15 protein-coding genes and 1 pseudogene are annotated in these 11414 nt (G+C 67.9%); 12 read left to right on the top strand and 4 right to left on the bottom strand.

The annotated features are described in order from the left end of the window. Window positions 1-20: 20 nt before the first annotated feature. The 7 genes from JWN21_RS00570 (at window position 21) to JWN21_RS00540 (ending at window position 4083) form a co-directional block, all read left to right on the top strand. Window positions 21-362: a DNA primase gene (locus JWN21_RS00570; protein WP_299645441.1), complete on the top strand. Its 342-nt coding sequence runs from the start codon at window positions 21-23 to the stop codon at window positions 360-362. 93 nt (window positions 363-455) lie between these two features. Beyond that, window positions 456-1013, top strand: coding sequence for an ankyrin repeat domain-containing protein (locus JWN21_RS00565; protein ID WP_299645440.1), 558 nt, complete (start codon window positions 456-458; stop codon window positions 1011-1013). A 90-nt stretch (window positions 1014-1103) separates the two neighbouring features. Then, window positions 1104-1436, top strand: a complete 333-nt coding sequence (locus JWN21_RS00560; protein ID WP_299645439.1) for an HNH endonuclease — start codon at window positions 1104-1106, stop codon at window positions 1434-1436. A 249-nt stretch (window positions 1437-1685) separates the two neighbouring features. Beyond that, window positions 1686-2366, top strand: a complete 681-nt coding sequence (locus tag JWN21_RS00555) for a M23 family metallopeptidase (protein WP_299645438.1) — start codon at window positions 1686-1688, stop codon at window positions 2364-2366. A gap of 80 nt (window positions 2367-2446) precedes the next feature. After that, entirely contained in the window at window positions 2447-2779 is a 333-nt protein-coding gene (locus tag JWN21_RS00550; RefSeq protein WP_299645437.1) for an iron-sulfur cluster assembly accessory protein, read from the top strand. 23 nt (window positions 2780-2802) lie between these two features. Further along, entirely contained in the window at window positions 2803-3588 is a 786-nt protein-coding gene (xth, locus tag JWN21_RS00545) for an exodeoxyribonuclease III (protein ID WP_299645436.1), read from the top strand. A 129-nt stretch (window positions 3589-3717) separates the two neighbouring features. Then, a complete protein-coding gene (locus JWN21_RS00540) occupies window positions 3718-4083 on the top strand; it encodes a diacylglycerol kinase (RefSeq protein WP_299645435.1) in 366 nt (121 codons plus the stop codon). Here the strand turns inward: JWN21_RS00540 and JWN21_RS00535 are convergent. Further along, a complete protein-coding gene (locus tag JWN21_RS00535) occupies window positions 4065-5213 on the bottom strand; it encodes an N-acetyltransferase (protein ID WP_299645434.1) in 1149 nt (382 codons plus the stop codon). The genes JWN21_RS00540 and JWN21_RS00535 overlap by 19 nt on opposite strands. A 96-nt stretch (window positions 5214-5309) precedes the next feature. Here JWN21_RS00535 and JWN21_RS00530 point away from each other — a divergent pair, with 96 nt between their 5' ends. Both JWN21_RS00530 and JWN21_RS13920 read left to right on the top strand, forming a co-directional pair. After that, window positions 5310-6389 carry a fatty acid desaturase gene (locus JWN21_RS00530; protein WP_299645460.1) on the top strand — a complete coding sequence of 360 codons (1080 nt, stop codon included), beginning with the start codon at window positions 5310-5312 and terminating at the stop codon, window positions 6387-6389. Window positions 6390-6546: 157 nt separating this feature from the next. Continuing rightward, window positions 6547-6882: pseudogene (locus tag JWN21_RS13920) on the top strand (sterol desaturase family protein); the annotation flags it as partial. Between the two features lie 109 nt (window positions 6883-6991). On the opposite strand, the gene ctrA reads toward JWN21_RS13920, so the two are convergent. Then, complete coding sequence (gene ctrA, locus JWN21_RS00525) at window positions 6992-7693, bottom strand: response regulator transcription factor CtrA (RefSeq protein WP_299645433.1); 702 nt, start codon at window positions 7691-7693, stop codon at window positions 6992-6994. A gap of 87 nt (window positions 7694-7780) precedes the next feature. Next, window positions 7781-8710 carry a LysR family transcriptional regulator gene (locus JWN21_RS00520; protein ID WP_299645432.1) on the bottom strand — a complete coding sequence of 310 codons (930 nt, stop codon included), beginning with the start codon at window positions 8708-8710 and terminating at the stop codon, window positions 7781-7783. A gap of 182 nt (window positions 8711-8892) precedes the next feature. On the opposite strand from JWN21_RS00520, the gene JWN21_RS00515 reads away from it, so the two are divergent. Further along, window positions 8893-9609 (top strand): pirin-like bicupin family protein, encoded by a 717-nt coding sequence (locus JWN21_RS00515; protein WP_299645431.1) that lies wholly within the window; start codon window positions 8893-8895, stop codon window positions 9607-9609. A 22-nt stretch (window positions 9610-9631) separates the two neighbouring features. Then, complete coding sequence (gene wrbA, locus JWN21_RS00510; protein ID WP_299645430.1) at window positions 9632-10234, top strand: NAD(P)H:quinone oxidoreductase; 603 nt, start codon at window positions 9632-9634, stop codon at window positions 10232-10234. Between the two features lie 135 nt (window positions 10235-10369). On the opposite strand, the gene JWN21_RS00505 is transcribed toward wrbA, so the two are convergent. Further along, entirely contained in the window at window positions 10370-11026 is a 657-nt protein-coding gene (locus JWN21_RS00505; protein ID WP_299645429.1) for a M15 family metallopeptidase, read from the bottom strand. A gap of 48 nt (window positions 11027-11074) precedes the next feature. On the opposite strand from JWN21_RS00505, the gene JWN21_RS00500 reads away from it, so the two are divergent. Continuing rightward, window positions 11075-11414: RNA pseudouridine synthase (locus JWN21_RS00500; RefSeq protein WP_299645428.1), on the top strand; the 340-nt coding region annotated here is incomplete at its 3' end.

Raw genomic sequence — 11414 nt, 5'->3', positions numbered from 1 at the left:
ATCATCCAGGAGTGACTGACGTGGGCGGACATCAGGTGACCGGCATGGGCCCGGGCGACGACGGCTATGACGAGGAAGGCTATGACGAGAGCCAGCGCGCGGAGATCCTGGAGTTCACGCGCGACGGGCCGAGCGACGGCCTGATCCTCACCGATCTGCAACCGGACATCGGCGACGATGACGAGGAGGACGAGCCGCTCGACGAGCTGGAGATGGAGGATGGTGAAGTCGGCGAGACCGACAGCACCGTGCCCATGGCGCAGGCGGACATGGACGAGGACGATCTTCAGGAGGACTTCGACGAGGACGACGTCGACGGGGATAATCTGGAGGACAAGGACGACGCCGCCTTGAGGCCGTAGCGCGCTGCGGCCAAACGCGCCGACGTGCCGCTCGACTGTTGCTGTTGCGATCACGCATACCGTATTAGGTCACGCTCGACAGGGGAGGGCGTGATGAAGAACTGGATGACGGCGGTAGGCGCGGTGCTGCTCGCCAGCGTGGCGGCGGCGCAGGGCGGGGGCGCATTCGAGGAGGCGCAGCGGATCATCGCCGGCGACGCGGCCAAGGTGCTGGCGCTGGTCGACAGCGGCCAGGTCAGCGTGCGCGACGCGAGCACGCAAGGGTACACCCTGCTCCATTATGCCGCCGACTGGAGCAATCTGGAGCTGGTGAAGGGCCTGCTCGCGCGCGGCGCCGATCCGGCAGCCAAGGCGGCGGACGGCAGCACGCCCCTCAGCATGACCAAGCGGACGGAGATCAGGCGAGTCCTGCTGGCCGCTCTGCCCGCCGCCCCAGCCGCCCCAGCCGCGCCCGTCGCCAGGCCACGGGCGAATGCCGGGCCGGCACGGCGCGCAGTGCCTGCTCCTCGCGCGGCCACCGTCGCCCAGAGCCGCAAGGACAGTTGTTACATGTCGTACCGCGCGCGGCTTGGCGTCACCTATGATCTGTCTGGCCAGACGATGGCAATGCGGAGCTGGGAGGCCTGCCTGAAGACGGGCATCTTCAGGTAGGTGCCGGCGGTCGGCTTCCGCCGCTGCCGCCCGACCTAGTCCTTGTCGCGGTCCAGGCAACGCCGATTGTGCGCGCGCGTTGCGCTCGCGATGGCTGGACGGATCAAACGCAAATTGGGTCTCATTGACGCCGCCGCGCGCCGGGCCACCGGCGAACCGGCGGCTTGCGTCTTGTGCGGCCGTTCGCTGGGACGGCGAGTCGAGTGGCATCATCTAGTGCCCAAGAGCCAGGGCGGCCGCGCGACGGCGCCGGTGCATCCGATCTGCCACCGCACCATCCACGCGCTGATTCCGAACGCGGAGCTGGCGCGCGCGTTTGCCGACCCGGCGGCGTTGCGCGCGCGCGAGGATGTCGGGCGGTTCCTGCGCTGGATCGCCGACAAGCCGCCCGACTTCCACGCGCCCGTTCGGCGGACACGATAGCGAACTCATCGCGAATCCCGTGCTGAATCCGCCGGATCCGCCACGCCATCGCCTCTGAACGCGAGATTTTCGCTCGGTTCGCCGCTCGCTTTGCCCATCCCGCCTTGGTCGGCGTCCCTCGGTATTGTTTCGTTTACCACCCTTGTTCAGACAGCATCTTGTTGAAGCGCGGCGGGGGCTGCGGGACGGCGAGAGAGCAACCAGCCGGTGTCACGCGAGTGATGATCCGGTGAAGTGGGCGAGACGCGAATGACCAAATTGGCCTTGATCGCTGCGATGTTGATGGTGGGCGGCGCAAGCGTCGCTTCGGCGAACGACGGCGCAGGCGGCGGCATCGGCGGCGTGACCGCGGTTGCAGCGGCGGCGGTCGAGACCCACACCCAGGGTTCCGCGAACGACAACCAGGCCCGCGCTGCGTTCCTGAGCTGGAAGAAGCTCGACACGCCGGGTTCGGGCGGCATCGCCATTCCTTCCGTCCAGCCGGTCGACAAGCTGCACTTCACGAGCAATTTCGGCATTCGCTCCGACCCCTTCGTCGGATCCGCGCGGATGCATGCGGGCGTCGACATTCCCGGCTCGGTCGGCACGCCGATCTATGCGACCGCCGACGGCCTGGTTGCGCATGCCGATCGCAAGGGCGCCTATGGCAAGCTGGTCGAGGTCGATCACGGCAAGGGCATCGCCACACGCTATGGTCACCTGTCGCAGATCCTGGTGCAGCCCGGCAGCCGCGTCGTGCGCGGGCAGATGATCGGCCTGATGGGCTCCACCGGCCGGTCGACCGGTTCGCACCTTCATTACGAGGTGCGGATGGACAATCATGCGGTCAACCCGGTGCCGTTCCTGACCACCGCCGATTTCATGACCGCCGCGTCGAGCGATACCGTCCGTACGATCCCGGTCTCCACCGGTCCTGCACCGCTCGATTGAGCTCCCCTTGCTCCGTGCCGATACCGGTGGAGGAGCAGGTCTTGGTTGCCGGGGTGCAACTCGCATCCTACCTTGACGATATGACCACTCCAAATCTCGCTATCACCCCCGCCGCCGCCTCGCGCGTTGCGGCGATTGCGGCACGGCAGGGAAAGGCAGCGATCCTGCGGCTCTCCGTGGATGGTGGCGGGTGCTCGGGATTTCAGTACAAATTCGGGCTCGCCGACGCCGCCGACGCGGATGACTCGACCGCCGAGTGCGACGGGGTGACGCTGGTCGTCGATAGTGTCAGTCTGGATCTCGTGCAGGGTGCGCGCGTCGATTTCGTCGAGTCGCTCGGCGGTGCCGCGTTCCGGGTGGACAATCCGCAGGCCGCGTCCGGCTGCGGATGCGGGTCCAGCTTCGCAATCTGATCGTTGCCGGTTAGGGCGGCGGAATGAAGATCGTCACCTACAACGTCAACGGAATCAAGGCGCGCCTGCCGCGCCTGATCGAGTATCTCGGGGAGCAGCAGCCGGACGTCGCCTGCCTTCAGGAGCTGAAGTCGAGCGACGAGACGTTTCCGCATGCCGAGATAACCGCCGCGGGCTATCACGCCGTCTGGCACGGGCAGAAGGGGTTTAACGGCGTCGCGGTCCTGTCGCGCGGCGAGCCGCCGGTCGAGCGGCAGCGTGGACTGACCGGAGAGCCCGAGGACGAGCATAGCCGCTATCTGGAGTGCGAGGTGGCCACTGCCACCGGCCAAAGCCTGATCGTGGCATCGATCTACCTGCCCAACGGCAACCCGCAGCCTGGCCCCAAATTCGACTACAAGCTGCGCTGGATGGAACGGCTGGCGGAGCGCGCGCGCGCCCTGTTGGCGGAGGAGCGGCAGGTGGTGCTGGCGGGCGACTATAACGTCATCGCGCATGACGACGACACGTTCAGCGTCCGCGCGATGAGCCAAGATGCCTTGATGCAGCCAGAGAGTCGGCAGGCCTATCGCCGGTTGCTCGCGCAGGGTTGGACCGACAGCTTGCGCTGGCGGCATCCCGGCGGCGCGGTGTGGACCTTCTGGGATTATCAGGCGGGCGCGTGGCAGCGTGACGCGGGGTTCCGCATCGACCATCTGCTGTTGAGCCCGCAAGCCGCCGACCGGCTGGCCGATGCCGGCGTCGACAAGGAATATCGCGGGCGCGAAAAGGCGAGCGATCACGCGCCGACCTGGGTGCGGCTGCGCTGATCGCGCTGGTGCGGGCCTAGGCGGCCGCACCGGCCTGCCGCCGGTGCAGCTCTTCGCTGATGGCACGATCCTGTTCCGATTGTACCGTCATTGCACCCATACAACACGCCGACTGCATAGGAGCGTCCTATGGCCGACCGGATGAAGGGACGTCCTTTTCTCGATCGTCCGGGGTTTGCGTTGGCGGGCATCCGTTCGAGCTGGCTCCGCGAGGCCAGCTTCCGCAGCCAAGCTCGCACGGCCTTGGCAGCCGCGGTCCTGCTCGCGGTTGCTCGGCCTGGACCTGTCTGGACGGCGCTGGTCGCGATGTCGGCCCCGACGGTGCTGGCGCTGGAGGCTGCGAACGCTGCATTGGAGGAGCTTGCCGACACGACCCATCCGCAACACGCTCCAGGCATCGACCGCGCGAAAGACATGGCAGCGGCTGCCGTGCTGATCGCGAGTGTCGGCGCGGCCGTGGTCGGCTGCGCGGCCGCCTACAGCGTCTTTTCGTAAACAAAGTATCGCTTGTTGATCCGGCACTCCAGCGCGTCGGCGATCGAGCGCATTCCCTGATTATCCTCCAGGATCCAGCCGATCTCGGCGCGGACGGCGCCGTATCGCTCGATCGACGCGCGGCGGGTATATTCGATCAGCATGAAGGCGAGCTGCGAGGCGAGGCGTGAGCCCTGCAGCTCCTTGACGACTCCCATCAGCGGCACGCGCACCGTGCGGACCTGCGGGCGGCGCAGCCACAGCAGCAGCTTCGCCCAGCCGAACGGCAGCAGCGAGCCACGAAGCGGCTTCAGCGCCTCGTTGAGATCGGGCAGCGTTATCATGAACGCCACTGGCCTGCCGTCCAGTTCGGCGATGCGGATCAGGTCGTTGAACACGATCGGCTTCAGCTTGACGCCGACGTCCATGATCTCCGGCGGCGTGAGTGGCACGAACCCCCAATTGTCGGCCCAGGCATCGTTGAGGATGGCGAGGATGATTGCCGCCTCCTCCTCGAACCGCTTCTTGTCGACCATGCGGATGCGGATGCGTGGGTTGGCTTCGCCCGACTTGATGATGCGTTTGATCAGCCGGGGAAACTCCTGCAGGATGTCGAGGTCGTAGGTGAGCAGCTCCTTGACGCGCTCGTAGCCGGCGGCTTCGATCCAGCCGCGATAGGATGGCGGATTATGGCCCATCATGATCGTGGGTGGATGATCGAACCCTTCGATCAGCACGCCGGGCTGTTCCCAGATCGACATCGAGATAGGCCCGAGCGCGCGCGTCATGCCCTGTTCGCGCAGCCATGCCTCGGCACGCGCGAGCAGCGGCTGGAAGATGTCCTGGCGCTCCGCCTCCATCAGCCCCCATTGGCCGACGCCGGGGCCGAAGCCCTGCGCGGCGGGCATGGTCAGCGCGAGCGTATCGATATGTGCGGAAATGCGCCCAACGGGGCGGCCATCCTCCTCCGCCAGGAAGAGCTGAGCCTTTGCGTGGCTGAACCAGCCGTTCTTCTCGGGCGTGATCAGCCCCAGCGCCTCGCTCTTTAGCGGGGGCACCCAATGCGGATCGTCGCGGTGCAGACGGTAGGGCAGATCGATGAAGGCGCGGCGGTCGCGCCTGGTCGCGACGGGGCGGATGGTGAGCGTCATGTCCCTGCCTTCGCCACGTGCGCGTGCTAGTCAAGGAGGAGCAGCAGCGTTGGAATGCCACGCTGCCGCCACTATCTATGAGCTATGGCAATGGCGATGAACACGGTCACTCTGGACGCGCGCGTACCGGCGGCGCGGGCTTCCGCATCGATCAAGGCGGCGGACGACAAGGCGATGCTGCGCGCGGCGGCCGAGCTGACGCGCGATCTCGTCGCGGCGCGGCCGGGCGTGTACTGGGCCGATCTGATCGCGTCTGTCGTGACCGGCTATGCCGCGCTGGTGGGTGCGGCGATGCTGTCCGGCGGCTGGGCGATCGCAGCGGGTGTCGTCGCCGTGCTGGCGCTGTATCGCGCGATGAGCTTCATTCACGAAGTCAGCCATATGAAGCATGGTCTCATGCGCGGTTTTCGCGAGGGGTGGAACGTATTGGTCGGTGTGCCGATGCTGATCCCGTCCTTCATGTACGAGGGCGTGCACACGCTCCACCACGCGAAGACCCGATATGGCACCGTAGAGGATCCCGAATATCTGCCGCTTGCGCTGATGAAGCCGTGGACATTGCCGGTGTTCATCCTGGTGTCCGCGCTTGCGCCGCTGGGGCTGTTGATCCGCTATGGCGTGCTGGCGCCGCTGTCCGCGGTCGTTCCGGGGCTGCGGCGGGTGGTCGTCGAGCGCTATTCGGCGCTGGCGATAAATCCGCAATTCCGCCGCCGTGCACCGGAAGGCGAGGCGAAGCTGTACTGGAATCGGGTCGAGACGGCTGCGAGCGTGTGGGCCGTGTCGCTGATCGTGCTGGTCGCGACGGGCATCCTGCCGCTGCGTGCGTTCGCGATCGGCTTCGGTATCGCGTCCGCCGTTGCGGTGCTCAACCAGGTGCGTACGTTGGTGGCGCATCTGTGGGAGAATGACGGCGAGGCGATGACCGTCACCGCGCAGTATCTGGACTCGGTCAATGTACCGCCGCCGACGCTGCTGCCCGCGTTGTGGGCACCGGTGGGGCTGCGCTACCACGCGCTGCATCACCTGCTGCCGGGGTTGCCCTATCACTCGCTGGGCGAGGCGCACCGGCGACTGAGTGCGGTGCTGGACGCTGGCTCCCCTTTTCACAAGGCGAGCTATGCGGGGCTGCCGCACCTCGCGGCGAAAATCGCGCGGAGCACGATGGGGCGCCGCTGAGATAAGCGCTGTGTGACGGTCAAATGCGTCAGCCCGTCGGGTGGTGAGCAGGTGGTGGCGGCAGCAACGAGTGCCCCCTGAGCGGTGACGATGCCGAGGCGGGCCGCTTCGCGCTGCAGGTAGAAGGCGAGCAGCGGGCGCAGCTTCGCACCAACCCGCGCCGCTATGGCGTGTGCATCGCGTCCGTCGCAGCGATACCGTCATCGATCTGTCGACCACGTTCCGGCACCATCCGCTGGAAGTCGTGGTGGCGTTGGGCTGGTATGGAGCGGCGACGGCGGGGAGCGGGGCGTCGCCGGAGGCGGTGGTCGCCTATGGCTGGACCGCGTTGCTGCTGAGCATCGTCGAGCATGCCGACCGGGCGGCAGCTGCCGCGGGAGAGCGGGTCTTGTGCCGAATCGCGATGACGCCGGGGCTGCACCACGTGCATCATTCAGCGGAGCAGGCGCAGACGGACAGCAATAACGGGGACGTCGTGCCGTGTTGGGATTGGCTGTTCGACACCCTGCGGCGCGGCAAGCCCGAGCGAATCGGGCTGGCGACGCTTACGACGGAGCGGCGAACGACGCGGTCAGGCAACTCACGCTGCCCTGCGCGCGCGATCACGCCACCTTGGCGGCGACCATTTCGTCGGGCTCGCGCAGCACATAGCCGCGGCCCCAGACAGTCTCGATGTAGTTCTCGCCCTCGCACGCCAGCGACAGTTTCTTGCGCAGCTTGCAGATGAACACGTCGATGATCTTCAGCTCGGGTTCGTCCATCCCGCCATAAAGGTGGTTGAGGAACATCTCCTTGGTCAAGGTCGTGCCCTTGCGGAGCGACAGCAGCTCCAGCATCGCATATTCCTTGCCGGTCAGATGAACGCGCGAGCCGTCGACTTCGACCGTCTTGGCGTCGAGATTGACCGCCAGCTTGCCGGTGCGGATAACCGATTGCGAATGGCCCTTGGAGCGGCGGACGACGGCGTGGATGCGCGCGATCAGCTCTTCGCGGTGGAATGGCTTGGTGACGTAATCGTCCGCGCCGAAGCCGAACGAGCGGACCTTGCTATCCATCTCGTTGACGCCGGACAGGATCAGCACGGGGGTGGTGACGCGCGCGACGCGGAGCTTCTTGAGCACGTCATAACCGTGCATGTCGGGCAGGTTGAGGTCGAGGCAGATGATATCGTAATCGTACAGCTTGCCAAGATCGAGGCCCTCTTCGCCGAGGTCGGTCGTGTAGACGTTGAATCCCTCGGTCGTGAGCATGAGTTCGATCGCCTTGGCGGTCGTCGGCTCGTCCTCGATCAGCAAAACGCGCATTGCACCACATCCCCGCTACGCCGCTCATACCCGAGAGGCCGGATTCATTAACCAAACAACGTCTGTACGCAAAAGGTTAATTTGCGATTAAGCCAGCTTTTCCGGCGAGTCGCGCGGGTTGTTGAGCTCGCACGGATCGCGAAGGTGCTCGGCCAGGAACGCAAGCAGTGCCTCGACGCGCGCGGGACGGCGGCCGGGCGGGGTGAGCAGGTGGAGGCCGACCGCGGGGGCGGGCCAGTCGGCAAGCAGCTCGACCAGCGCGCCACTGTTCAGATCCGGCCCGATGATGAAGCCCGGCAACCGCGCCACGCCCAGGCCCGCGAGCAGGGCCGGCACCAGCGCCTCGCCCGAGTTGGCGGCGAGCGGCCCGGCGGCGGCGACGATCACCTGCTCACCACCGGCATGGCGGAAACGCCACGGGCCGGGGGCGTTGCTGTAGGTGAGCAGGCGATGCTGCGCGAGGTCGGCGGGGTGGGCGGGGGTGCCATGCGCCACAAGATAAGCGGGCGCGGCGGCGATGTGCGTCCGGACGTCGCCCAGCCGTCGCCCACGCAGGCTGCTGTCGGCGAGATCGCCGATCCGCAGCGCGACGTCGATCGAGTCACCGACGATATCTATGCGCGCGTCCGACAGGTGCAGGTCGATCGCGACGTCGGGATGATCGGCGAGGAAGCGCGCGACGAGCGGCGCGACATGACCGATCCCGAAACCGAGCGGGGCGGCGACCCTGATGGAGCCGGCGAGCGCGTGCGCGCCGTCACGGGCCGCCTCCTCCGCCGCCACCGCATCGGCGAGGATGCGCCGGGCGTGGTCCGCGAGCGGCTTGCCTGCCTCGGTCAACACGACGCGGCGCGAGGTGCGGTGGAACAGCGACTGGCCCAGCCGCGCCTCCAGCCGCGCAACGGCCTTGGACACCGTCGCCTTGTTGACGCCGAGGTGTGCGGCGGCGGCTGAAAAGGAGCGGTGCTCGACCACGGCCGCAAAGATCGCCCAGGCTTCGAGGTCGGGGAGGTTCACTTACTCCCCTCCCGCACGCGGGAGGGGTTGGGAGTGGGATTGTTGGATCACGGTCCGGAACATGCCCACCCCCGACCCCGCCCGCAAGCGGGAGGGAGTTCAGGCAACGATGCGTTGCCAGCGGTGCCGTTTACTTGCCCCACCCAGCGCCCATATCGGCGACAACCGAACAGGAGGTTCCGATGACCACCGACACGCTCACCCGCCCTGACATCCGCCGCTTCGCCACGCTCGGCCGTGCCGATCACGGCTGGCTGGACGCGCGGCATCATTTCTCGTTCGCGAGCTACCATGACCCCGCCCGCATGGGTTGGGGCGCGATCCGGGTGTGGAACGACGACGCGATCGCAGGCGGCAGCGGCTTTCCGCCGCATCCCCATCGCGACATGGAGATCATCACCTATGTCCGTTCGGGCGCGATCAGCCACGAGGACTCGTTGGGCAATCGCGGTCGTACGGCGGCCGGCGACGTGCAGGTGATGAGCGCCGGTTCGGGCGTGCGCCATGCCGAGTTCAACGCCGAGGCCGAGACGACGACGCTGTTCCAGATCTGGATCGAGCCGACCACCCGCGGCGGCCAGCCGAGCTGGGGCGCGAAGCCGTTCCCCAAGGGCGAGCGCGCCGGGCAGTGGGTGACGCTGGCGAGCGGTTTTCCCGACGACGCCGATGCGCTGACGATCCGGGCCGAAGCGCGCGTGATGGCGGCGACGCTCGCGAGGGCTGCGACGCTGACGCACGTCGTCGGGGCGGGTCGGCACGCCTACCTAGTGCCCGCCACCGGCGCGCTGTCGATCAACGGCGACCGCGTCGAAGCGCGCGACGGCGTGGCGCTGGCCGAGGGCAGCTACACGATCGAGGCGCTCGACGATGCCGAGATCGTCCTCGTCGACGCCGCCTGACCCCTTTCAAGGAGAAGCCAAGATGACCAAGGTACTGGTGCTGTATTACTCGTCCTATGGCCATATCGAGCAGATGGCCGAGGCGATGGCGGAGGGCGCGCGCAGCGGCGGGGCGGAGGTGGACATCCGGCGCGTCGCCGAGACCGCGCCCGCGGCGGTGGTCGCGGCGGCGCACTTCAAGACCGACAGCGCGCATCCGGTCATCGAGGGCCCCGACGCGCTGGCGCAGTATGACGCGATCATCGTCGGGGCGCCGACGCGCTATGGCCGCATGCCGAGCCAGATGGCGGCGTTCTGGGACACGACCGGCGGGCTGTGGATGCGCGGTGCGTTGAACGGCAAGGTCGGCGCGGCGTTCACGTCGACCGCCAGCCAGCATGGCGGGCAGGAGACGACGCTGTTTTCGATCATCACCAATCTGCTGCACATGGGCATGACGATCGTCGGGCTGGATTACGGGTTCCAGGGCCAGATGGGGGTCGATGCGGTCAAGGGCGGATCGCCCTATGGCGCGACGACGATCGCTGACGGCGACGGCTCGCGCCAGCCGAGCGCGGCGGAGCTGGACGGCGCGCGGTATCAGGGCAGGCGGGTGGCGGAGGTCGCGGGGAAGCTGGCCGCTTAGGTCCTCCCCGTTCACGGGAAGTGGCGGCGCGAAGCGCCGACGGAGGGGGTTCTCGACGGGCGGTGCCCTCGCTTGAGAGCCACCACCACCACCGCGCTACGCACGGCGGTCCCCCCTCCCCGTGCCGGTGAGGATTTAGCGTACTGCCGGGTTTGCCGGGTAGTCTCGCCGGGCGCGCGCGAAGCGCCACCGGGCCGCCGCAGCGCCCGGCGCGGTGGCGGTCGCACCGACCCAGCGCCAGTGCCAGGGTTCCCACTTCACGCCCTGCTTGCTGCCGACGGGGAAGCTCTGCTCGAAGCCGAAGCGCGCGGCGTTGCGGACCAGCCAACGATAGGGCGGCAGGGCCGACATGCACGCCTCGACGTCCGGGCAGTTGGGCGACGGGCGGATCGCGAAATCGACCGCATAGCCGGTGGCGTGCTCGCTATGGCCGGGAGGCGCTACCGAGATGGCGCGAAAGGCAGGGTCGCGATGCGCCTCCGCGCAGAACACGCCCGCCTGCCACGTCAGCGTGCGATGGCACGACGCGCCGCGCAGCTCGCCGCCGGTGGTCGGATCGAAGGCGGCTGCGTTGAGCAGCGCCCGCAGCGCGGCCGCGACCTCCGGGCGGACCCGGCAGCCGGTGCGCAGCGCGAAGCCGTCGGGGGCGGGGACGAGCGTGTCGGACGCGGTCTCGCCATAGGGCAGATGGCCGAGCACCCGGCCGTCCGCCGCAATGGCGGCGCTCGGTATGCAGGGCTGCGCAAAGGCGGTCGCGGGCGCGAGCGCGGCGAGAAGGATGAGGCGGCGCATGGGCTTGGCACTGGCATGCACGGCCGCGCGGTGGCAAGGCGCTGACGCATGGAACCCGACCGCATCCTCTTTATCGACGGTGAAGCGTTGGTGATCGACAAACCCGCCGGCCTGCCGGTCGACCCGCCACGCGACGGCGGGCTGTCGCTCGACAACCATATGGAGGGCCTGCGCTTCGGCTTTCACCGCTGGCCCGTGCCCGTGCACCGGCTGGATCGCGACACCAGCGGCTGCCTGTTGCTGGCGCGCAATCCGAAGGCTGGCGCGAAGTGCCAGCGCGCCTTCGAGGCGGGCGCGGTGGAGAAGGTGTATATCGCGGTGCTCGACGGCGTGCCCGAGGGCGAGGGGGGTGAGATCGACCTGCCGCTCGTCAAGGTGTCGAGCGCCG

The organism is Sphingomonas bacterium (assembly GCF_028292945.1).
In the GTDB taxonomy this organism is placed as follows: Bacteria; Pseudomonadota; Alphaproteobacteria; order Sphingomonadales; family Sphingomonadaceae; genus Sphingomonas.
The sequence above is the reverse complement of the archived record's forward strand: the minus strand, read 5'-3'. Positions and strand labels throughout refer to the sequence as shown.